The sequence below is a fragment of the Arthrobacter sp. MYb221 genome (assembly GCF_002979835.1).
Taxonomy (GTDB): domain Bacteria; phylum Actinomycetota; class Actinomycetes; order Actinomycetales; family Micrococcaceae; genus Glutamicibacter.
This window is the reverse complement of record NZ_PCPW01000004.1, coordinates 150,646-172,463: the sequence shown is the minus strand read 5'-3', so window position 1 is coordinate 172,463 and position 21,818 is coordinate 150,646. Positions and strand designations below refer to the sequence as shown.

24 protein-coding genes and 1 pseudogene are annotated in these 21,818 nt (G+C 59.9%); 5 read left to right on the top strand and 20 right to left on the bottom strand.

Translation table 11 applies throughout. From position 1 onward, the window contains the following. Window positions 1-48: 48 nt before the first annotated feature. The 4 genes from rlmN to CQ015_RS07000 all read right to left on the bottom strand — a co-directional run bounded on the left by rlmN (window position 49) and on the right by CQ015_RS07000 (window position 4,410). Window positions 49-1,344 carry a 23S rRNA (adenine(2503)-C(2))-methyltransferase RlmN gene (rlmN, locus tag CQ015_RS07015; RefSeq protein ID WP_255248436.1) on the bottom strand — a complete coding sequence of 432 codons (1,296 nt, stop codon included), beginning with the start codon at window positions 1,342-1,344 and terminating at the stop codon, window positions 49-51. A gap of 114 nt (window positions 1,345-1,458) precedes the next feature. Continuing rightward, window positions 1,459-2,586, bottom strand: a complete 1,128-nt coding sequence (locus CQ015_RS07010) for an NAD(P)/FAD-dependent oxidoreductase (RefSeq protein ID WP_181150369.1) — start codon at window positions 2,584-2,586, stop codon at window positions 1,459-1,461. Continuing rightward, window positions 2,579-3,292 (bottom strand): methyltransferase domain-containing protein, encoded by a 714-nt coding sequence (locus tag CQ015_RS07005; RefSeq protein ID WP_105649687.1) that lies wholly within the window; start codon window positions 3,290-3,292, stop codon window positions 2,579-2,581. The genes CQ015_RS07010 and CQ015_RS07005 overlap by 8 nt, the downstream gene beginning before the upstream one ends. After that, the gene (locus tag CQ015_RS07000) at window positions 3,289-4,410 is read right to left on the bottom strand and encodes a type III polyketide synthase (RefSeq protein ID WP_105649686.1); all 1,122 of its coding nucleotides are present in this window, start codon (window positions 4,408-4,410) and stop codon (window positions 3,289-3,291) included. The genes CQ015_RS07005 and CQ015_RS07000 overlap by 4 nt, the downstream gene beginning before the upstream one ends. A 173-nt stretch (window positions 4,411-4,583) precedes the next feature. Here CQ015_RS07000 and CQ015_RS19580 point away from each other — a divergent pair. Further along, window positions 4,584-5,126, top strand: a pseudogene (locus CQ015_RS19580) (GntR family transcriptional regulator); the annotation flags it as partial. Here CQ015_RS19580 and CQ015_RS19295 read toward each other — a convergent pair. From CQ015_RS19295 to CQ015_RS06975, 4 genes are read right to left on the bottom strand one after another with little or no spacing between them, the layout of a single operon-like run. Beyond that, window positions 5,076-5,210, bottom strand: a complete 135-nt coding sequence (locus CQ015_RS19295; protein WP_258133888.1) for a hypothetical protein — start codon at window positions 5,208-5,210, stop codon at window positions 5,076-5,078. The pseudogene CQ015_RS19580 and the gene CQ015_RS19295 overlap by 51 nt on opposite strands. Before the next feature lie 38 nt (window positions 5,211-5,248). Beyond that, complete coding sequence (locus tag CQ015_RS06985; protein WP_105552748.1) at window positions 5,249-5,902, bottom strand: GPP34 family phosphoprotein; 654 nt, start codon at window positions 5,900-5,902, stop codon at window positions 5,249-5,251. A 9-nt stretch (window positions 5,903-5,911) separates the two neighbouring features. After that, a complete protein-coding gene (locus CQ015_RS06980; protein ID WP_105569559.1) occupies window positions 5,912-7,168 on the bottom strand; it encodes a hypothetical protein in 1,257 nt (418 codons plus the stop codon). A 43-nt stretch (window positions 7,169-7,211) separates the two neighbouring features. Then, window positions 7,212-7,955, bottom strand: a complete 744-nt coding sequence (locus CQ015_RS06975; protein ID WP_146112429.1) for a sulfite exporter TauE/SafE family protein — start codon at window positions 7,953-7,955, stop codon at window positions 7,212-7,214. 118 nt (window positions 7,956-8,073) lie between these two features. On the opposite strand from CQ015_RS06975, the gene CQ015_RS06970 reads away from it, so the two are divergent. After that, complete coding sequence (locus CQ015_RS06970) at window positions 8,074-9,249, top strand: FAD-dependent oxidoreductase (protein WP_105569557.1); 1,176 nt, start codon at window positions 8,074-8,076, stop codon at window positions 9,247-9,249. Here CQ015_RS06970 and CQ015_RS06965 read toward each other — a convergent pair. Both CQ015_RS06965 and CQ015_RS06960 read right to left on the bottom strand, forming a co-directional pair. Continuing rightward, on the bottom strand, window positions 9,246-10,265 hold the full coding sequence (locus CQ015_RS06965; protein WP_181148406.1) for an agmatine deiminase family protein: 1,020 nt from the start codon (window positions 10,263-10,265) through the stop codon (window positions 9,246-9,248). The two genes, CQ015_RS06970 and CQ015_RS06965, sit on opposite strands and share 4 nt — an antisense overlap. Before the next feature lie 7 nt (window positions 10,266-10,272). Continuing rightward, window positions 10,273-11,250, bottom strand: a complete 978-nt coding sequence (locus tag CQ015_RS06960; RefSeq protein ID WP_105569555.1) for a nitrilase-related carbon-nitrogen hydrolase — start codon at window positions 11,248-11,250, stop codon at window positions 10,273-10,275. A 144-nt stretch (window positions 11,251-11,394) separates the two neighbouring features. On the opposite strand from CQ015_RS06960, the gene CQ015_RS06955 reads away from it, so the two are divergent. Then, the gene (locus CQ015_RS06955; RefSeq protein WP_105569554.1) at window positions 11,395-12,000 is read left to right on the top strand and encodes a TetR/AcrR family transcriptional regulator C-terminal domain-containing protein; all 606 of its coding nucleotides are present in this window, start codon (window positions 11,395-11,397) and stop codon (window positions 11,998-12,000) included. 34 nt (window positions 12,001-12,034) lie between these two features. Here CQ015_RS06955 and CQ015_RS06950 read toward each other — a convergent pair whose 3' ends face one another. The 7 genes from CQ015_RS06950 to glsA form a co-directional block, all read right to left on the bottom strand. Further along, window positions 12,035-13,171, bottom strand: a complete 1,137-nt coding sequence (locus CQ015_RS06950; RefSeq protein WP_105649685.1) for a signal peptidase I — start codon at window positions 13,169-13,171, stop codon at window positions 12,035-12,037. Window position 13,172: 1 nt separating this feature from the next. After that, window positions 13,173-13,748: a hypothetical protein gene (locus CQ015_RS06945; RefSeq protein ID WP_105569552.1), complete on the bottom strand. Its 576-nt coding sequence runs from the start codon at window positions 13,746-13,748 to the stop codon at window positions 13,173-13,175. After that, window positions 13,745-14,422, bottom strand: a complete 678-nt coding sequence (locus CQ015_RS18910; protein WP_105569551.1) for a hypothetical protein — start codon at window positions 14,420-14,422, stop codon at window positions 13,745-13,747. The genes CQ015_RS06945 and CQ015_RS18910 overlap by 4 nt, the downstream gene beginning before the upstream one ends. Further along, window positions 14,419-14,988 (bottom strand): signal peptidase I, encoded by a 570-nt coding sequence (locus CQ015_RS06935; RefSeq protein WP_181150368.1) that lies wholly within the window; start codon window positions 14,986-14,988, stop codon window positions 14,419-14,421. Before CQ015_RS06935 ends, CQ015_RS18910 begins: the two co-directional genes overlap by 4 nt. Continuing rightward, window positions 14,985-15,572, bottom strand: a complete 588-nt coding sequence (locus tag CQ015_RS06930; protein ID WP_105569549.1) for a SipW-dependent-type signal peptide-containing protein — start codon at window positions 15,570-15,572, stop codon at window positions 14,985-14,987. The genes CQ015_RS06935 and CQ015_RS06930 overlap by 4 nt, the downstream gene beginning before the upstream one ends. Window positions 15,573-15,597: 25 nt before the next feature. After that, window positions 15,598-16,152 carry an alternate-type signal peptide domain-containing protein gene (locus tag CQ015_RS06925; RefSeq protein ID WP_105569548.1) on the bottom strand — a complete coding sequence of 185 codons (555 nt, stop codon included), beginning with the start codon at window positions 16,150-16,152 and terminating at the stop codon, window positions 15,598-15,600. A gap of 338 nt (window positions 16,153-16,490) precedes the next feature. Next, entirely contained in the window at window positions 16,491-17,519 is a 1,029-nt protein-coding gene (gene glsA, locus CQ015_RS06920) for a glutaminase A (protein ID WP_105569547.1), read from the bottom strand. Window positions 17,520-17,760: 241 nt separating this feature from the next. Between glsA and CQ015_RS06915 the strand changes: the two genes are divergently transcribed. After that, the gene (locus tag CQ015_RS06915; protein WP_105552734.1) at window positions 17,761-18,183 is read left to right on the top strand and encodes an acyl-CoA thioesterase; all 423 of its coding nucleotides are present in this window, start codon (window positions 17,761-17,763) and stop codon (window positions 18,181-18,183) included. Between the two features lie 209 nt (window positions 18,184-18,392). Continuing rightward, window positions 18,393-18,815 (top strand): VOC family protein, encoded by a 423-nt coding sequence (locus CQ015_RS06910; protein WP_105552733.1) that lies wholly within the window; start codon window positions 18,393-18,395, stop codon window positions 18,813-18,815. Window positions 18,816-18,889: 74 nt separating this feature from the next. Here CQ015_RS06910 and CQ015_RS06905 read toward each other — a convergent pair whose 3' ends face one another. The 3 genes from CQ015_RS06905 to CQ015_RS06895 all read right to left on the bottom strand — a co-directional run bounded on the left by CQ015_RS06905 (window position 18,890) and on the right by CQ015_RS06895 (window position 21,625). Next, the gene (locus CQ015_RS06905; RefSeq protein ID WP_105569546.1) at window positions 18,890-19,723 is read right to left on the bottom strand and encodes an SGNH/GDSL hydrolase family protein; all 834 of its coding nucleotides are present in this window, start codon (window positions 19,721-19,723) and stop codon (window positions 18,890-18,892) included. 154 nt (window positions 19,724-19,877) lie between these two features. Then, window positions 19,878-20,990 (bottom strand): 3-isopropylmalate dehydrogenase, encoded by a 1,113-nt coding sequence (locus CQ015_RS06900; protein WP_105649684.1) that lies wholly within the window; start codon window positions 20,988-20,990, stop codon window positions 19,878-19,880. After that, entirely contained in the window at window positions 20,987-21,625 is a 639-nt protein-coding gene (locus CQ015_RS06895; protein ID WP_105649683.1) for a GntR family transcriptional regulator, read from the bottom strand. Before CQ015_RS06895 ends, CQ015_RS06900 begins: the two co-directional genes overlap by 4 nt. Window positions 21,626-21,818 lie beyond the last annotated feature (193 nt).

The window sequence follows — 21,818 nt, the reverse complement described above, 5'->3', positions numbered from 1 at the left end:
CCTTGCTCCACGTGTTTCACGTGAAGCAAAGGCCCTAGTCACACATGTTTAGTCTTCGTCGGCTGCGAGCTGCCCGCAGGCGCCGTCGATTTCCTTGCCGCGCGTATCGCGCAGCGTGGTGGGTACGCCGAGGCTGTCCAGGCGGCGCACGAACTTGCTGGTGATGTCCTTCTCGCTGCGGGTCCAGATGGAGCCCGGCACCGGATTTAATGGAATCGGATTCACATGGACCCAGCCGCGACCGCGGGCGTTGAGCTTCTTCGCCAGCAGCTCGGCACGCCACTCATGGTCGTTCATGTCCTTGATCAGCGCGTACTCGATGGAGACGCGGCGTCCGGTCTTCACATAGTAGTCAAACGCGGCGTCCAGCGCCTCGTCGACCTTCCAGCGTGAGTTCACCGGGATCAGCTCATCGCGCAGCTCATCGTCCGGGGCATGCAGCGACAGCGCGAAGGTGACCGGCACATTCTCTTCGGTCAGCTTGCGGATGGCAGGCACCAGACCCACGGTGGAAATGGTGATGCCGCGGGCGCTCATGCCCAGGCCTTCGGGGGCGTCGGCAACCATGCGGTGCACCGCATTCATCACGCGCTTGTAGTTCGCCAGCGGCTCGCCCATGCCCATGAACACGATGTTGCCCACGCGTTCGTCCGGATGCTTCTGGCCACCGAGGCCGCCTTCGGCGATCACCCGGTTCGCCTGGACAATCTGGTCCAGGATTTCTGCGGTGGACATGTTGCGGGTCAGCCCCGCCTGTCCGGTGGCGCAGAATGGGCAGTTCATGCCGCAGCCGCACTGCGAAGAGATGCATAGGGTGATGCGGCCCGGGTAGCGCATGAGCACGGACTCGACCAGCGAACCGTCGAACAGGCGCCAGAGGAACTTGATGGTCTTGCCGTCATCGGTGGTCAGTCGCTTGACCTCGGTGAGCAGCTTCGGGAACATGGCCTCGGCCAGTTCCGCACGGCGCTCCTTGGGAAGATCGCTCATCTTCTCCGGGTCGGTGGTGTAGTGCGTGAAGTAGTGCGTCGAAAGCTGCTTGGCGCGGAAGGCCGGAAGGCCTAGTTCCTTCAGCTTCGCTTGGCGTTCGGCAAGGCTCAGGTCCGCCAGGTGCGTTGGCGGCTGGGCGACGCGGCGCTTGGTGGCGAACTGCAGTTCTGGACGGCCATCGGCGCCCATCTCCTGTTTCCATCCTTCGGCCGTTGGCACGACCTGGGCGCGGCCTTCGGCCTCGGCTCGGGACTTGGAGATGCGCAGCTGCTGGGCGCGCTGGGCAGCGGCCTGCTCGGTGCGCAGGGCCTTGCGTTCAACGGCGGAAAGTGTGGTGGAGTCGCTGGAAGTCATTACTACCTATTGTTTCACGTATCCACTGGAAGTTGGCGGTGAGTTTGGGCACGCATGGTGCTTGCTGCTCCGGAGCCCTCCCCGAGGAGAGAATCAGCGGCACCCTCCCGCGCATCAGCTACTTCGCGGAACTCCACGTGCGGTCATCGTAAAGCTGCGGGCGGCACCGTCATGGATTCGTTGGCTCGATGCCAGGCGTGAAATCAGGACATCGCGTGCCGGGGCCAGCCATCGCGGCAAGGGCCGGCCCAGCATCATATTCAGCTGCGCACGCGATCCCGCCTTGCGCGCGGCCTGCAATCGGGTTTCGGAGAAACCGGCCAGGGATGCGTGGGAAGCCAACCGAGCTGCCAGCTCCAGCGCGTCGGCAAATCCCAAGCTGAGCCCCTGTCCCCCAATGGGACTGATCTGGTGTGCGGCATCCCCGAGCATGACCACCCGCCCATGGACCATCGAGGCAACCTGCCGGTTGGCGGTAGTGAAGCGGCTGTGCATGGTGCAGCTCGCGGCGTCGAGCACAAATCCCACCCGATGGCAGAGCGCATCAACCACCTCGGCGGCCGAGCCGCCGCGGTCCTGGCCGTCCACACGCACTACCCAGCGCCGCAAGGAACCCGGCAAGGGGAAAGATTCCACAATCCCCGCCGGGTGCAAAAACAAGGCGGCGGTATGGGGCAGCTGCGTGGTATCCGGAAAATCTCCCATCAGGTAGGTGTCGGGCAGCTCTTTCCCGGCGAAAGGAACTCCTAGGCTCCTGCGCACCGAAGAGTTCACTCCATCGGCCGCGACCAGCCATCGGGCACGGTGCGCGGTGCCGCCGGCGGTGAATTCCACCCCGTCCGGCGACTGTTCCAGAAGGCCGGAGAACTCGGCCCCGGACACCAGTGCCCCCGGGGCAAGCTCTGCCAGGCGTTCGCGCAGCAGCGACTCGGTGACCTGCTGGGGCAATGACAAGACGAAGGGGTAGTCCCCGCCGATCACCGCGAAATCCATGGTGCCGATGATGCGGCCCGCGGACATTCCGATGCCGCGGCGGATCGGCACTCCGCTTTCCTGCGCCCGCGGGCCGAGCCCTGCCAGTTCAAGGATCCGCTGGGCCGGTGGGTGCAGGCCGATCGCCCGTGAATGCCCGGCTAGTTCGGTGCGCTTCTCGTACACCGTGGCCTTCTGCCCGCGTTGGGCCAGCAGGATCGCCAGGGTCAGCCCCACCGGTCCGGCTCCGATGATCGCTACCTCATCCACTGCCGGCGGCCTTCCAGAGCAGCGCATTCCGGTAAGTCCGTTGTGCCTGAACCTCCCAGCCTGGCCGGGCCCGGTGACGCAGTTCCGCCGACGTATAGCTGCGCCGGATGGAGACCAGCCCGTCGCGGCGGATCAGCGAGGTACCGGCCAGCGGCAGCGTCGCCGTGCCGAACAACAGCAACGCCGCTCGGGCGCGGCGAATATCGCTATGCAGGCCGATCCCGGTGCACAGCGATTCGGTGTCCACCTGCAGCTGCTGCAATTCGCGCGCTTCCAGGTGATGCAGCAGGTGATTCGAGAGCACCACGTCGAACGGCTCCCCGGCAGCGGCGAGCAGCGCACTGGTAGTCTCACGGAATTGCACCACGCCCTCCGGTAGCGCCGCCCGGCGCATAGCCTGCCGGGCATAGCCGATGGCGCGCGGATCCGGATCTATCCCGAGGATCTGAGTTGAAAGCCCATCGGCGAGCGCCCAGCGGGCCAGATTCATTGCGAGGTCACCGCCTCCGCAACCCACATCCAGAATTCTTGTTTCGGGCCGGCGGCGCAGCACCGGGCGGATGAACCGCACATAGTTTCCGCGCCATCCGGCGACAACTCGATTTACCAGCGGAAACTGCGCGTAGGTCCGGCGTAGCAACGTAGGGTCGCAGTCCGGTCGATCCATTTCCTCTGCGACTCCAATGCTGCGCCGCAGACTCGTCATTCAGCCTCCCCGTGCAGGGTGAACAGCCCGGTTTCCACGGTCAGTCCGGGACCGAAGGCCATGGCGCAGACTCGTTCGCCCGAGTTGGCTTGCCGATCATCCATGATTTCCTTGAGCACGAATAGGACCGTCGCACTGGACATATTTCCGTATTCGGCCAAGACCTTGCGGGCAGGTGCTAATTGGGTATCGCTGAGTTCGAGGCGATTCTGGACGCGGTCCAGGATCGCTCGTCCGCCGGGATGAATCCCCCAATGCTTGATCTGGGCAAAGCTTGTCTCCGGGATGGAAGCCTTCGCGAAGAGCGGTTCCAAGGCGCCGCTGATATGCTCATCGATGATGTGCGGAACATAGGTCCCGAGCACCATCTCAAATCCTTCATCCCCGATATTCCACGCCATGGCCTCTTCGCCGACCGGGGTGAGCACCGTTTCAAAGGCGTCCATGCTCAACCCGCTGTCGCCGCGTGCGGTGACGATTGCCGCCGCGGCTCCGTCGGCAAAGAGCGCAGAACCCATGATGGTGTCCGGGTCGTTCGAGCTGTGCACATGCAAGGTGCACAGCTCCGCGCAGGCCACCAGCACCGTCGCCTGCGGATCCGCGAGGCAAAAGTCCTTAGCCGCACGCAGTGCAGGGAAAGCCGCATAACAGCCCATGAACCCCAGATGGTGCCGCACCGTATTGGGCTTCAGGCCCAGCGCGCGCACAATCTGGTAATCCGGTCCTGGGTTGTAAAAACCGGTGCAGGAGACGGTAATGACGTGGGTGATGTCCGCGGGTGTCAGATCCGGGCAGTAATCCAGGGCTTTCTGCGCGGCTCCGATAAAGAGGGCCGGGGCATGGGCCACATACTCGCGGTTGCGGGTGGCGGTGCTCGGGGAATGCAGCAGTTGTGTGCTTGCGTCGTAGAACAACGGGTTCGCCGGAGGGTGCTTGGCATCGAAGTCTTTGACGCAGCTGTAGCGGGTGTTGATTGCCGAGGAATCGAAGGAGGTAGCGATCAGCCGCTGACCCAAACGGGACAACCCAGGTTGCAGCGCAAAGACATCACGAACTTCGTCCTGGCGAAGGAGCCTTTCTGGTACGGCGGTCTGGATAGTACGCAGCATCACTGGCATGAGCCGAGCCTAGGCCCACCGCCACGCTACGTAAAGGGTGCAGCGAAACACAGGGGGAACACGAAGAAGCGAAATCGCTCAATACTCTGAGTAGCCAGACATAATCTGATTATCTTGGATTTTGCGCTCAAGGTTTCGCCAATAAGAAAGAGGCCAGCGGGGCAAAGGCATCTATGCATTCGCTCGAAGGAATTCGCCGTACGATTCTGGACGGATTCTGGTCTCCTGGAGATCGCTTGCAGCCCACCACGTTAGCCGAGCAATTCAGCACCAGCACCACCGTCATTCGCGAGTCCTTGACTCGTTTAGCCGGTGAATACCTTGTTGCCATCCGCACCAATCGCGGATTTTTCGTTCCAGATCTGAACTTTGGAGAATTGGCAGATATTACCGAGCTCCGCTGTGCCACCGAGGCGCTCGCGGCACGGCTGGCCGTGGAGCGTGGAACCGTAGGTTGGGAATCCGGGCTCATCGCCGCGCACCATGAACTTTCGCGAACCCCACGCCGTCTACCCGAAGAACCGGATCGCGTGAACCCGCTCTGGTCGGTTGCGCACCGCGAATTTCATCATCAGCTTTTGGCTCCCTGCGAGTGCCAACCGAGGCTGAAACCCTCCACCGACTTGGCGAATTTCACGGAGCTCTATCGCCGGTGGGCCGCACCGTCACAAGCGGCGGTGGCGCGCGATGTTGAGCAGGAGCACGCAGATATTCTCGATGAGGCCCTGGCCCGCGATGCGCAGCAGCTCGGCGTGCTGCTGCGCAAGCACTTCCAAGCCACCGTGGACGTCGTGATGCAAGCCGGTTTGGTCGAGCAGCCCGCATGGCTACCGGCTTCTCAGCGAGAGCCCGGAAGGATGGTGGTCGTGGCGACCGCGCTGTTCATCGTTGCCACCGCTTTGCGTACCGCGTCCCCAGCACGGGAGTCCGTGGCGACTTCCTTGATCCGTTGCTTGGCCTCTGCAGTGTTCAGCGGTTCGATCTCCTCGGCTAGGACATCAGGCACCACGCCCATGCCTTGCAAGATGGATAGCAGCGTTGCCTCGTGGGTTTCGGCCTCCCGTTGCCCCTGGAGCACCGACCGCAGCCCGAAACGGAATTGGCGTTCCAACTGCCCGTTCAGTACCTTCACATTCCCCTTGCCCAGACCAAAGAAGCTGCGTTCTCCGTGTTCCACGAGTCCTTGCTTGGCTAAAGAATCTGTTACCAAGCGAATATTGCACAGTCGGTTGATCGCAACGGCCGAATCCAGGGTTGTGCCGTCTTTGCCTTCGAGCCTGTCCAGGGAATGCGCCAATACCGGGTCCCCGATTGGCCCCGCCCCGATGATTGTGATGCGCGGATTCGTGTCTTCGGTCAAGCCCACTCGTCCGCCCAGAATCAGGTCGGCAATGACCGCCGCGTTCATCCCGTACCCATAAGAGCTCATCACCGTCTCGGGGCGGCCGTCATCCTTGGTCAGTAGCAAATACAGCTTCTCGGAGATCAACATATTTCAAGGCTATCGACTCTGGAAACCTGCGTCCTCACCATTACGACGGATTTCGCCGTGGTTGAAATGCGGATCGATATTTGAGGCTGCCGGATCTTGCGCACCGGCCAACTGTTCACGCTGCGCACGTCTGCGCGCACGTTTTTCCTTGCGAAGTTGCTGTTTCTTGTCGTGGATCAGTGCCGAAGTTGTACGGATGAACACCGAGATCCAGGTGAAGAGAATTGCGACCACGGCAAGTTCAAATCCGGTGAGGTTGTAGTAGTTCCATTCCTGCCATAGCAAGAAGGACAGCCATAGGGCTCCTAGTGCCGTCAGCGACATCAAATGGAAAACCACCGGATACCCCGGAAGAAGCACGGTAGTCCCCATCAGGAGCAGCATCATCCCGGCCGCCGCCAAACGGACAAAAGTAGCGTGTACCTCGGGTGCAACATTCACCGGAACTATCCCGATCAAAATAACGCCAACGGCCACCGCCAACAGGCACCAGCGGACAACGCCGGGACGCGGACGCAGATACTTTGCAATCCGGTATTTCTCCAAGCTCGGGCGACACCTATAGGTCCGTGCGAGCTTTGCAAGATCTCTGGTCATAAATTCGGTAAAGGCCATCAGCACGAGCCCGGAGACCACCAACGTGGTATTGAATGTCCAGAAGGAACCAATCCCCGCGTCATAGGTGCCGAGGGAAGAGAACATCGACTGCCACCAGCCTCGGTCCTCGGCGAGCAGCATGCTGATGACGACACCCGAGGCCATGAAGATACCCAGAACCACCGACAGAGTTTCGGCATTTGTCCGAGCCGTGGCAACCAAGCACAGATAGGCGCTTACCCCTGTCGCGCCACTGACAAGCAAGGACCCGGCAAGCATATCCACACGCAGTCCGAAAAACGCCTGCTGCATCAGGTGGAAAGCCACCATCAAGATCATCACCGAGCTTGCTGCATGAACCAATACCAGCCCAATCAGGGTGACTGCCTGACGCCACCTGGGGATCCGTGCGAGCCACGGCTCGCGCGATAGCAGCAACCGCCGAAAGGCCACCGCACTTGCCAGGGCTGCTGCGATCGCTCCGGTTGAAGCTGCGACGGCACCTACCGATAGCCCACCGGCGAGGGCCGGACGATTACCTGCGAACAGGATGAGTCCGACTATTAATCCTAGGATTGAACAGATAAAGCCTGCCCACAATGCCTGCCGTTCAATGTCTAGTTCTGTGGCCGGTTTGCCATGGTTCTGAATGCTCTCATCGGTCCGCACGGTACCAATTATCTCACTGATAGACTTTTTAGCCAGTTTCTGCCTACGCCAGTGCCTGGGTTAGCCCGTTGACCATCAGCGTCACGGCCCCGGCAAACGCGACGAGAATAACGAACAAGCGGCTAAACCTCTCCGGAATTTTAGGAGCGAGGAAGTTGCCCAGCAGTATTCCCCCAACCATCGCCACGAGACAGCTCACCCACTGCGTCCAATGAAGTTCAGGAGCTCCGCCCTTGGCCAGCAAAGAAGCGACGGCCAGCACAAAGAAATACAGTTGCACCGAAATGGCGAATTTCGCCTGCGGCCATCGGCTGGCCACCGCGTACCCCGCAATGGCCGGACCTGATACTCCGGCGGTAACAGACATGAATCCGGAAACGGCGCCGGCCCCGATTGCCAACCCCTTGCTTTGCGCGGTACGAAGGTTGCGCACCAGGAAGCTCGAACCCAGGGCAAGGATGACCATCAGGGCAATCCCAACGGTGAGCCATGGGCCGCCTAAACGCGAGGCAACCCAGGCGCCGGGAAGAGTCATGACGACCGCAGGAACGAGCATCAGCAAGATCTTCTTATACTCAACGTCCCTGAATACCTGAAGCAGAATCAACAAGCTGCTGCAGGCTCCGAGGAAGTTGACCACCATGACCCCGTGGTGCGGCCCGAGAACCATCACCAGAAATGGTGAAGCAACCAGCGCGAATCCCATGCCGGAGATTCGTTGTGTAGAAGCCCCCACAAAAACGGCCGCGGACAATCCGAGCAATGCGCCGAGTTGTAGCGTATCCAATAGTTGTTGCCTTCCAGTTCCTGCACAGAACGCAGTCGCGCCCTATTGCTTTACGTTAGTGCACCCGAGCACGACCGCAGAATACGAATTCCGCGCTGCCTCGTTCTACGCTTGTCTAGTGAGTATCGACGTTGACTACCTGATCATTGGCGGCGGAGCGATGGGCTCGGCCGCCGCCCACTCATTAGCTGCACGCGGCCGCGAAGTGCTCTTGCTCGAGCAGTACGCGCCGGGCCATCTGCACGGTGCCTCGCATGGGGCGACCCGCAACTTCAATCCGGCCTACGCGGAAACTCCCTACGTGCGGTTGCTGCAACGCGCGAACCACCTGTGGGATGAGATTGCCCAGGCCGGTGGCACCGAGCTGCTAAACCGCACCGGGTTGGTGAACCACGGCGATCCAGCCGGGCAACGCCAGATCCAGCGCAGTCTTGGCGCGGCCGGATTCGACTGCGTGACGCTGAGCATTGCCGAAGCCGAAGAACGTTTTGCCGGGATGAAATTTGAGACCGAAGCTCTGTATATTCCCGCAGGTGGTCAGATTAATGCCGATCTTGCCGTTTCGACACTGCAACGTCTGGCGTTGAACTCCGGGGCCACGATTCACCACACTCGGCGTGTGTCGTCCCTGCAAGTGATCTCCGAGGAACTTGTCAGCATCCAGCTGGAGGACCCTGCGGGGAGCTCAACCCTGCGCGCGCGCCATGTCATCGTGACCGCCGGGGCATGGACCCGGTCGCTCCTTGGGGAAGCAATCAGCCTTCCACGGATCCATGTCACCGAAGAGCACCCGGTTCATTTCACGCAAACCCCGCTTCCGGTACGGTGGCCCGGGTTCAACCACTCGCTGGACCCCGCCCGCGATACCGGCTCCCCGGTCTACGGTCCGATTTATGGAATGCACACCCCCGGCGAGGGAATCAAGGTCGGCTGGCACGGCTCGGGCCGCATAGTTGACCCGGATGCCCGTCCGCATGAACTCGTGGACGAACAAATTCGGGCGTTGCAGGCATATGCCGCACGCTGGCTACCTGGTGTGGACCCCGAACGTTTTGAGACGGTCTCCTGCACCTACTCCAATACCGAGGACGAGGACTTCATTTTGGATCGCTTCGGACCGATCACCGTGGGCGCCGGATTTAGCGGACATGGGTTTAAGTTTGTGCCCGCCATCGGCGAGCATCTGGCCGATCTGGCCACCGGAGCCTGCAGCACCGAGCCGACTTTCGCCGCAAACCGCAAAATCACGCGCCCCGTATTTCTGGAGCGGCGCCATCAGGTCGGACTGGACTAACCCTTGCGTTTAGCCCCCGGCAGCTGTTGAGTGATGCAGTGGATTCCGCCACCGCGCGCAAAGAGCTCCCGGGCATCGACTCCCACCACTTCCCGCCCAGGATAGGCCTCCGCCAATACTTGCAGGGCCTGGGCATCCATCGGATCGCCAAAGGTGCAGGCGATGACTCCGGCGTTGGTGACCAGATGGTTGATGTAGGAGTAATCAACCCATCCCTCGGTATCCGTGAGCACCGTCGGGGCCGGCACCGCAATGAGCGTGAGCTTGCGTCCCTTGGCGTCAACTGCAGACTCAAGCTGCTGGCGCACCTGCTGGGAGACCGCAAAATCTGGGTGCTCACGGTTCTGCTGGTCGTGGAAGAGCACCACTCCGGGCGCGGCGAAACATGCCACGATATCTACGTGTCCACGGGTTCCGAATTCTTCGTTGTCACGGGTCAACCCGCGCTCTAGCCAGATGGTCTGCGTGGCACCGAGTAGCCGGGAAAATTCCACTTCAATATCGGCTTCCGTTGCCCCCGGGTTGCGTCCCGGGTCCAGCTGGACGCTGCGGGTAGCCAAAACGGTGCCCTCCCCATCCACATGAATGCCGCCGCCTTCATTGGTGATCAGCGCTCGCAGCACCTTGGTTTCGGTCAAGGCGGCAACTTCGCTCGCGATCTTGCTGTCCTTTCCCCAGTTTGCCCATGCCTGGGCGCCCCAACCGTTGAAATTCCAGTTCACCGCAAAAAGTTCACCCGCGGCATCACGTACGAAGGTTGGACCGATGTCGCGCATCCAGGCATCATCCAACGCGCGTACCGAGAAGTCCACGGATTCCCCGAGATGGCGGCCGGCATCGGCAAGTGCGCCTGGATCAACGATCATCGTCACCGGGGTAAACCGGGCAACCGCGCGGGCCACGTTGGACCATGCCGTACGAGCGGCTTCCGCCTCCGCCTCGCTCTGCCCCAAGGTGTATCCTCCGCTTGGAAAAGCCATGAAGATCCGCTCATGGGCTGCAGTTTCGGCGGGCATGAAGTAGTTAGGCACGAGTCTGCTCTTCTTCCCCGAGTCCGCTCTCAACGCGCGCTTCGGTCAGGGCTGCGTAGGTTTCCGGGCGGCGTGTGCGCAGGAATGGGAAGAGCGTCAGCCAGTCCCGGCGGGCATCCAGGTCCAGGCTCGCGACCAGCACCGCTGATTCATCGCGCGGGGCGCGGACCAGAATCCGGCCATACGGGTCGGAGATGAAGGAGGAACCGTAGAAGGTCAGCGCTCCTTCGTCGCCCCAGCGGTTAGGGACGACCATGAAAAGACCGTTGGCAATGCCATTGCCGAGAATGGTTTGGCGCCACAGCGGTTCGGTATCAAAATCCGGGTGATCCGGTTCAGACCCGATGGCCGTAGGATAGGCCAGCAGGTCGGCCCCGGCTAACGAGTAGATGCGCGGTGGTTCGCTGAACCACTCATCCCAGCAAGTGGGCAGTCCCATGGCCAGATCTTTCAGGCCCGGGATGCGGTGCACCGGATAGGGCTCCTCGTTGGGGCCTTCGCGGAAGTATTTATCCTCGTAGTATCCGGCGGTACGCGGAATATGCAGCTTATTCGTGGTCGCCACCAGTTCGCCCTCCGGCGACACGACAATCGCGGTGTTCAACCCCAGGCCATCGTGCGATGGCGCCTTGCGGTACAAGGAGATATGCACGTTGATCTGGTGCTTGGTGGCCATCTGCGCGGCGAAGGTAAAAGTTGGACCGGTCAGCAGCTCTTCGGCAGACGCATCGGCGGCAGCCGTATCCGGGACTTTGAAAGCCGGGTATTTGCTCAGCGTCAGTTCCGGCAGGAATACGATTTGTGCGCCATGGCTCGCCGCTCGCCGGATCCCATCTTCAAGCTCCGCTTCCAGGGCTTGGCGGTCTTCATGCCAGCGGTGCTGCACTAGGGCAACGGTGATGTCGCCACGCACTTTTTCTCCGGCACGCGCCGGAGAGACCGGTGGATTCAGGGCGAGGACTTCTTGCATTTGGGTCACCTCAGGATGTTTAACGAATGCTATTCGTTTTCAGGTTAGACCTAAGTCATATCCAAAATCAAGGAGCTTAACGAATGATTTTCGTTTAATCTGTGTATGCTCTAGTCAAAGAGTCTCGAAGCAAAGGAAGCCCGCATGGCTAGGCCGTCGAAACCAAAGCTCAGCGCAATTGCGATTGCCGACGCCGCGCTCAAGCTTGTCGACGCACATGGTGAGTTCACCCTGCCGCATCTGGCCAAAGCACTCTCGGTGACTGCATCTTCGCTCTACAACCACGTAGATGGCAAGGCCGGGATCATTGAGCTGATGCGCGGGCGCGCGATGTCCGAAATTCAACTACCCGATCTGGACCGGGTTGATTGGCAGGAGGCAGTTCGGCAGATCGCCACGGAGTATTGGGCCTCCTACGCCAAGCACCCAAAATTGATTCCGCTCTTCACCAGCCACACGGTCCGCGACCAAACGACGCTGCGAGTCTATGAAGCGCTGGCTGAAGCGTTTGCCATGGCTGGATTTGCACCCAAGGAACGCCTGCAAGCGATCACCATCATTGATTCGTTTGTCCTGGGCTCCGCGTTGGATGCCGCCGCGCCCAAGGAAGTCTGGCTAGTGAGCAGCGAAGCATCTACTGCATTTAGCGACGCCTTGGACGCCGGCTTGAATGTAGAAGGCAGGCCGGCGAAGGCCTTCTCTGCCGGATTGGAAATCGTGCTATCCGGGTTTGAGCGAAAGTTCGTGTAGTTCGCCGATTTCCCATGGGTGGCGTTTGGGCGGACTACGCGCACGAGAAATCGTTGATCAGCAAAATTCCCGGCCGGTATCGAATTGTCGTTTTCGGCGCCGTAGCCACCGGCGAGGACCATCCGATGTTGCTGCCCATTTCGGTGACCGCAGCTCCATCAGTTGTTGTCACGACGAGCACCTTGACTTCAAATGTCTGGGCAGTGCCGAGGATTGCTCCGAGCAGACTCAGCCCGGCGCTGAACCTCACCGAAGTAGTGCCAGCGTTGACGTTTAGAAAACGAACCTCACCGGAGTTGAACTGCACCCGAACCGCATATTTAGCACCACCAGGCATAGCCGGCGCGGGCCAGGACACGTCAGCACTGGTAGCGGCACCCAGCACGCCGCCAACCGTCGTGCAGGTCAGGGCGCCGGGGATCGCTGGCACGCTGGCGGCAACGGGCGATGACGTAGACGTCGCATTGCCCGCGAAGGCGGCCTGAGTCATTTCGATCTTCGGTGTGCCGACAATCAGCGTGCTGACGAGCAGAAGAGCACCAAGGCCCGCGATCCCACGTATCGATTTGCGTTTCGACCATCTGTGAGCCGACCCGGTTGCGTCTTCGACCGAGGCATGCATCTCGGACGCGTTCTTTCTTGCTTCACTCGTATTGCCAGGATCACTTCCACGATCGTTGGTGCTTCTAACGAAGGCTATGTAGAGCAGATAGGCACAGAGCAGTCCCCCGAGGAAAAATGCCCAAGGCTGGCTGAGCCAAGAAACGGCATAGCCCAATACAGGAATGCTGAGAAGAAGCTTATCGACGGTGCTCGCGTGGTACATTTCGAGATCTGGGATGGGGTTGGAATCTCCCTTGAGCACCAGACCGGCATCTGAGTTCTCGACGACCCGATGCGTTATGCGTTGATTTTCGCTATTTATCACCGAGACAATTTCGTCCTGGTTGATCTCGTGGATAGCAGTGGGCACTGCGATCCCTAAGGAACCCGTCGGAATCGACGGCTCCATGGAGCCGGAAGCAAAAATCAAGGGCTTTAGACCAAAAATCATGGTTGCGACCGTCATGATCAGGCATAGGGAACCCAGTGCCGCCCCTACGTTCAATACGATCCGCTGGAATGCTGAGAGGCCCGTGCCCCGATTCCTTTTGGACTTATGATTCCCCATGCTAGGAACCAACCGTTGAGGTGAAGGTCAGGCCAATGCTTGTCGTTGCGCCCTGCAGGGAGTTGGCAGCTGTTGTCGGCAAAGCATATTGGATGCAAAGCGACTCTGAGGCACCAGATTCTAAAGTGCGCGGAGTCGATGAGCCGATGAACTGCGCACCGGCGCTCTTGGAGATTATGGTCGTTCCACCTGAACACGTGACGTTGGTGCCGCTGCCGCTGATCGTTGCGCCAATCTTGACGGAGATGTTCAGCCCCGCACCCAGGGTGGAAGCACCTGATTCGGTGATCTTTCCCTGAACCGTGTACGGAGCCGATATGGTTCCCGTATTTTTCACAACCACCGTGGATGCCGCGCTGGTGCCCGGATACAAATTACTGCCGGTAATAGGCATCTGATAGGTAGTTGCGTTCGCTGCACCTGCCGTTGCGCCGACTCCAAGGGCGACAGTAGCGGAACTGATATTGGAGGTCGCGGTGGCGGTGCCGGTCCACGCAGCCAACGTGGAGACCGCGCCAAATCCCACGAGAATTCCCATGGACAGGATCGCCTTGATACGCATGGATCGGGTGCTCATCGTTTGCCATCATCCCTTATTGCTTCAGTTCGTTTCTGTCTCCACGAGAGAATGACGGCCGCACAGCCAGCCGCCAATGCACCGATTCCCAATGCTATTACCCCTCCGCTGAATCCCGTATCGCTAAGTTGATCGCGCTGATCCGGAGTATTCTTTTCGGGAGGAGCTTCTGGGGGCGCGTCGGTTTCGCGTGGTGGTTGCGACGGTTCGGGCTCCGGTGTCTTGCCTATGCCGATTTCGACCGCGTTGATCTGCACCTGCAGTGAACGCTCTTCCTGATCTTGCGACCCGTTCGTCGCGGACCCCGGCATCCCCATGCGCAGTCCCACTTTGACCGATTCCTCCGGTTCCAGCCGGAAGCGCGACAAGCCGATTGTCTCGAAATAGATTTGCGTGTGAGCTGCTGGATCCTTGGGTTGCACGCTAACTTCTATCTCCAGGCCGCGGTCGTTGCGAATCCACAGTGCGCCAATGACTTCATCGCCTGGCACCAGAACCGGCTCCCCGCCGAACAGCGGCGGTGGGGCCTGTGAAAAATTCCTGCCATCACTGCTATAGCTCAAGCCACCGGCACTATCTTGATCACTCCGAGCATGGACGGGAGCGGCACTCAGACATGCAATGAGCGCTGCGGCCGAGGCCTTCAAAAGGACCGGGTGAAGACGAATAGTCATGTCCGTTCCTTTCGTTGATTCTCGCGCCAAGCTCCGGCGAACATGATCATCGAGTAGGCCAGCAGGCCCCCTGCGGCAGCCCAGGTCAGCCAAGTGCGCTGCTGGCCGGAAATGGCCGAATTGATGAAACCGAGCAATGGCATCGAGTACCAGAGCTTGCCCCTGATCTGCTCTGGCCTTACCGGATCGTCATCGGTGTTGTTTGCATCCCCGCGCAACGTGAATTGAATTTCCCCCGACAAGGACGAGCTAACGGCGGCGATCCGGTGGGTCACCACCTCAGGCTCTCCGGACTTCAGCTGGTAGGTCACCACATCGCCAATCCGGATCTCTTCCGTATCTGCAGGCCGCACTACGATTAACGACCCAGGAGGGAACTCTGGCCGCATGGAACCTGTCAGCACGGTATAGGCTGTGGCACCGCCGAGTTTTGGGATTACGATCATGACGGCGATCAAAGCCAGCACAACGAAGAGGGCAAACCAAGAGGCAAGTTGTCCGCTCCACCAAAACAGGCCAGTCTTTTCACGTTCTTTTCTGAGCTCCGCTCGTGTTTGCACGGTCATCGCTGCTGCCCGACAAAGCCCAGCCTGAGTTCCAGCTTCCCGCCGGCTGCTGTCTGGGACGCGCCAGCAGGAAGCGAGACTCGCACGCATAGGGTTTCTTCGCCCCCAGCGCTTTCGGCCGGCAACGGTCTGGGCGCTGCAAACTCCGCAGCATCCCCTAGCGAACCTGCATAAAGTTGCTCGCCAGAGAGCGGCTGCCCAGCTTCGCAAGCGGAGGCAGGCATACCGGCATGAATGCGCAACTGGCTTGCTTCGGACAAGGCAATATCAGCGGCAGTGGGTGAAGTTGCCGCGTTGACCGCTCCGTCCAGCCGATAGCCCAGATCGCTGGTGCCGCCATTGCTGATCACCAGTGGCGCCTGCGTGAATTGCCCCGGGACAAGGTTGCCGCTGCTGAGCTGCGAGAACTGGTAATGCTGCATACCGTTTACCCCATCACCGGCAAGCAACTGCAAGGATCCGGTCTGCAGCGTTCCGGGATCCACACTGCTTTCTGCGCGCCACGAAGCGACCGTACCTTGGGCGCCGAGTCCGAGCACCAAAAGCACGGCCGCTATCAACGCAAACTTCAGAGGCTTGGGCATATAGGGGCTATCCCGCGTTCGTTACCTAGGAGCGGACTTGGTCCAAAGTCAAGGTCAGGTCGCCCAAGTCAAGAGGCTGGTCATAGGTTGACGGCGGCGTGTCGCCTACGGCGCCTTCAGCAAAGACAACGGTAATCAACACCGGAACGTTGTAGGTACCTGGCTCGGCAAAACTCAGCGTGCCGTCAGGTTCTTCCGTGATGCCAGTGGCCGAGGCGTCAACTTCAAGCCCCACGGTCACAAAGCCCTCCAGCGCGCCCAACACGGTCTCGGCTTCGGCAATGCTCAAGACACCGGCAATATTCTTGCCCTCGGCGTCAATTGCGACGGTCTGGCTATAGGTCACCGTATCGCCAGGCACAAGCTGCTGCGTTGCAGGATCGAAGGGCTCCGGCGCTGCCGCGTTGCTGACATCTTGCCAAACGCCGTCGGCGCCCAGAGTCAGGTTCAGATGGCCGGTCTCAACCACGCCCGCGTCTACCGTCTGCTGTGATTGCCAACGGGCCACCGTACCGGCGCCGCCGAGCAACAGGGCACCCGCGGCAACGGCCGCTACAGTCGCCTTGGTTACTTTCTTCATATGCTCCGCATCCTCAAAGTAGGAGTGCCTGCGATGGCACCTACCTTCAGTAAAGCGTATTTAGGAGCAAATTCAACTTGCTTTTAGCGCGAAGACTTCTTGGCTTCGGACGAGCTCGAGGATTTCTCGCGGGGTTTTCTCCCGCCATCTGAATCACGAACAAATGTTCTCGTGTTATTCGGTGCTGAGTAGAGCATTTAGAGGGTATCGAGATAGTAAATTTCAAAGCCAAACTCCACATGCCACCGTTTGCCTGGCTGATTTAACCCAACCGGCTATAAATTATTGGCCAAGTAGATAACTCCTTCTAGAGCTGCCATCGCATCGAATAATTAAAGTCAGCGTTCTAGATTCGGAGCCGACGCAAATAGGTTCAACCCCATGGCGCGCGAAAGCTGCCCAATGGCCAGCTGTGCCCGAACCGAGTTGCCAGCCATATCCAAGGGTGGCGAAAAGGCGCCAATGGCGCCTTTGCCGGGCGCTACAGCCACGATGCCTCCGGAAACTCCGGATTTGGCTGGTATGCCGATTTCAAAGAGCCATTCGCCCGAACGCTCGTAGAGGCCGTTCGACGCCACAGCGGCCAAGGTGTCACGGCAGACATCCGCATCAACTACCTGTTTTCCGGTCACCGGGTTAACCCCGCCGTCGGCCAGCGTCGCGCCCATGACGGCAAGGTCGTAGGCGGTGACATTCAGCGAACACTGCTTGGTATATGTATCCACGGCATCCAACGGGTCCCCCTCGAGACGCCCGTAGCTCTTGAGCAAACGGCCCAAAGCCTTGTTTCGTTCGTTGGCCAGCGACTCGGAGTGGTAGACCTCGTCATCCAGGGACAGCGCGCGGCCGGCGAATGCCGAGAGCCCTTCCCTGACGTTCTCCCACTTCTTCGCTGCGGTCTTGCCGGGAATCATTTCAGTGGTGGCAATCGCTCCGGCGTTCACCATCGGATTCATCGGGTGCCCATTATTCAGCTCAACGGCCATCACCGAGTTGAAGGACATCCCGGTGTTGTTCACCCCGATGCGCTCGCGCACGAGTTCGCGCCCATGCTCCTGCACGACCAAAGCGTAGACGAACATCTTGGAGATTGACTGGATGGAAAAGAGATGCCGGCAGTCGCCAACTTCATGCACGGATCCGCGAACGTGGGACATGGCAATGCCAAACAGGTTCGGATCAGCTTGGCCGAGGATTGGGATGTAGTGGGCCAGCAGACCGTCATCCGCATCGGCATAGCGTTCATGGGCCTCTTTGAGAAGCTCGTCGATGCGTTGATGCTCTAGGGCACCAGTGGATACCTGCTGTTCGACGTCGTCAAAGTCGGTAGGAATAGTTTCGTTATTCCCCTCCGAAGGATAGTTCATCTTCACCTGCCTTTGCCTATGGCGCCATTAGTTTCCTACTACCTGTTTTGAGACTACCAACAGCGACCTCAGCTGGCATCTTTCAATTCGGAGTGCGACTGGCCGCGCAGCTTCAACGATGCCAGCTGATCGATTCCGCGGTGGTGCTGCTGCGGCTCCTACCGTGGAGCAAAGTGTGTTTTCGGTGACAATGTGCACGGCCTTACAGCGTTAACTCCCATTCTGACCTAGCATTTTCAGTATGGCTAAGGGTATTACTTTTCATACGCGCAAATGGGTTCGCCCCGAAGACCTCAATGCAAATGGCACGCTGTTCGGCGGAAGCTTGCTGCGTTGGATCGACGAAGAGGCGGCCATCTACTCGATCATCCAGCTTGGCAACAAGCACGTGGTCACCAAATTCATGTCCGAAATCAACTTCATCGCTTCCGCCAAGGAAGGCGACCTCATTGAGATGGGCCTGACCGCCATCGACTTCGGTCGCACCTCGGTCACGCTGCGTGCCGAGGTACGCAACATCTTCACCCAGGAATCCATCCTGACCATCGAGAAGATTGTGTTCGTGAACATCGGCGAAGACGGCAAGCCAGAACCACACGGCTATGACCACATCACCTACACCCGTGACCGTATTCCCCTGGAAATCACCAAGGCTCTTATCTAACTTCCAGCGGATGCCTTCAGCCATTACCCGGTTGGCGGTGTGGAAACGGCCCCGATCCTCGTGACGAGGATCGGGGCCGTTTCGCATCAAGGCTCAATTTGCGTCCCGAAAATTTGCATACATTACCTCTTGTTCCGCGTGACTTGGTAGGGCAAAGTAAGTGCCGGGCGCATTAAGCGCCTTTCCCCCAACCGAACGAGGTATTGAGTATGAGCCGGATGATCTTCGTCAATTTACCCACCGCTGACCTAGCCAAGGCGGACACTTTCTACGCTTCGTTGGGGTTCGAGAAGAACCCGGTCTTCTCTGACGAGAACGCTTCCTCCTGGATGATCAGCGATAACATCACCGTGATGGTGCTGGTCCAGGAATTCTTTGCCAGCTTCCTGGTCGATGGAGATGTGCCCGCACTGGGCGCACCGCACCGCGAGACGCTCAACGCCATCTCGGCTGACACCCGGGAGGGCGTGGACGAGTTCGTAGTCAATGCCCAGACCGGCGGCGGGAGCATCTACCGCGCGGCTGACGAGCCGTTCCCGGGAATGTACCAAGCGGCCGTGAAAGATCCCGACGGCCACGTCTGGGAAATCGCATGGATGAGCCCAGAAGCCATGGAGAATCCTGGCGGCTAGTTCAACAATCAGCAAGCAGGGGTTCTGCCGCTGGTCCGTTGGGGCGGCGGCGGGACCCCTGCTTGCTTATCTGGCTAATCCGGCGTTTTGGCGTGCCGCCTGGCCTTTTTCTGCAGCCCCTTGCGGTATAGCTTCTTCATGCCGTCCGCCGGACGTATCGGCTGCTGCCATCTCGGTTCGAGCTCATCTCCCAAGGTCACCCCGCGAATTCTGCGTCCGAACATCGGCAGGACCCACTGGCGCAGCCACTCCACGTCGCGACGCACCGCCTGCACCGGAGATACCCGCTCGATGTCGCCGAAGTCTTCGAATGCAAGCTGATGGTTGGCCCCCAGGATCTCTAAAACCCTGATGGCCATGTAGCGATGCCCGGCCCGATTCATATGCAGCTTGTCGACGTCCCACATGCGCCGATCCCTGTAGACCTCCCATTCCCAGTAGTCCACCAACGTGACCGTGTCACCGTGCTGAAGTGCTAGCTCCCGGACACGATCGTTGAATTTCCAGTTGCGCCGCTTAAACGGAGCAAGCATTGGGTGCACCGGGATGTCGAAGCCGGTAAACAGCAAAATTTGGGCCCCGGAGGTTGCCAGCCGCTCTACCGCGGCAGTGTAATTTGCCAGCACCGCATCCAGATCCTTGCGAAACTCCAGAATGTCATTTCCGCCGGCATAAAAGCTGATGACATCCGGGTTCATGGCAAGGGCCGGTTCGATCTGCTCTTCGATGATTCGATCCAGCCGGCGGCTGCGGATAGCAAGGTTGGCGTAGCGCCACCCGGGATCTTCTTTGGAGAGCTGCTTAGCCACTCGATCCGCCCAGCCACGCACCCCATTGGGCAGGCGAGGTTCCCAGTCCCCCACACCCTCGGTGAACGAATCCCCGATTGCTACAAATAGCCGACTCATGACTGGCTACGCTACCGTCGGCAATTGACCAGCCAATGACCTAGCGGCAAACGAAGCCTTACCGCCACATGTCGTTCGGGCTCGCCTTGGTGCGCGCGAGTCGCCAGGCAGGCCTGCCCCGGGTTGACGATCAGCGAGAGTCCGCAATTCTCGCTCAGCGCACCTCGGCCAGGCTGTTCATCACCGAGTGGCCGCCCACCTTCTCGAACTCCTGCGAAACCTGAAGCGCAATCGCCTCGGCGATCCCTGTGGTATCCATTCCCATATCCGGGCCGGCGAGCACCGGGAGTTCGCCGAGTACGTGCACCGCGGCGGATTCGACGGCCAGTGCCGCTTGAGTTTCGCCCAGATGCGCCAGCAGCATGGCCGCGGACAAAACGGCGCCGACGGGATTAGCCCACCCCTTGCCAGCGATGTCTGGGGCCGAACCGTGGATGGCTTCGAACATGCTCGGGGCCGATCCGTCGAGGTTCAGGTTCGCGCTGGCTGCCACACCGAGTCCGCCCTGGATCACCGCACCCAAGTCGGTGATGATATCGCCGAACAGGTTATCGGTGACCACCACGTCGAATCGTTCCGGGGCTACCGGCAGGTGGAAGCACATGGCGTCTACATGGACATAGTCCACTTCGACCTGCGGGTAGCGTGCCGAGACCTGCGTGACCACTTCCTGCCATAGCTTGCCGGCTTCGATGAGGATATTTTTCTTATGGCACAGGGTGAGTTTTCCGCGCCGGCTGGCGGCTAATTTGAATGAGTATTCGACCACTCGTGTGATGCCCGCACGGGTATTAACCGATTCTTGCACCGCCACGGTGTGCTCGGTGTTTGCGTGAATGGTGGACCCCTGGCCCACATAGGCGCCCTCGGTGTTTTCCCGGACGATCACCAGATCGCAGCGTTCGGGAGTCAGCCCGGCGATGGGCGTTGCCACACCCGGATAGAGCTTTACCGGACGCAGGTTCACGGCTTGCTCGAATTCCTGGCGCATCGCCAAGATGAAGCCGCGCTCGAGGATTCCGGGTTCCACCGCGGGGTCGCCCATGGCGCCGAAAAGGATTGCCTCGTGACCGCGAAGTTGTTCGGCAAGTTCGGGGCCCCATAATTCTCCGGTCTGCAGGTAATGCTGTGCCCCCGCCTCATATTTGGTCAGCTGAAGCGCAAACCCAAACGCCTGCTGGGCCGCGGCCAGTACTTTCAGCGACCCGTCCATGACCTCGGGGCCGATGCCGTCTCCGGGAATTGCTGCAATGTTATAAGTTTTCACGGGGAATGCCTTTCAGGATTGTCCAGGAGAGCTAGTTGCTTTTGGAAGTACTCGGAGAGGTGCTGCAGAGCCCTGCCGCTAGCACCTTCGCGTAGGGCGAGGACAAGCTTCGCTAAGTCGGTTAGCGAATTTTCAAATGCCTGCCCGTGCCGTCCGAGGCCGGGAAGGATGACTTCTTCGGTCATCCGCACCAAGCCTGAAAAACATTGCAGGTGGCTGTTGTCCGAAGCGTCGAGAAGCGCCAGGTGGAATCTGGACATCGGGCGTTGATCACCGGTGCGGGCCTGCTGGATCAACCGCTGAAGATCATCCAGCACCGTTTCGGGCAGTTGGCCGCACACCATTTTGCACGCCGCGGATTCGAGCACTTCGCGAAAGACCAGCGCCTCGCGGAGTTGGCTTCCGGCCATGCTCCGGACCGTCGCGCGGCCGCCCGCGTCGATGCTGATGATTCCCTCGCGCTCAAGCAGGCTCAAGGCTTCCCGCAAGGGGGTGCGGCTCAAGCCGAGCTCTTGGGACAGCTTGCTCTGCGCAAGAACCTGTCCGGGATGGTAGCGCCCGGAGAATACGCGTTCGCTGATTACTCCCGCGGTTTCCCGGGCCAGGGAGACATTGCTCCGCCATTCGGAAGTCATCGTCACCGCCTCGTGCTCCGGCGGTTGCCCGCGATTGTTGGTATCCAGAAGTTATCTTGGTGAGAATCACTGTTCCCGGTGCATCACCACATGTCAATGAATTTAGGAGTTTTCGCAATAGTTGGTGCCATTTAGGCGAAATCCATTGACTGCGAGCTAGATCACTGATTAGCTTTGGTCATCTACTGGTCAG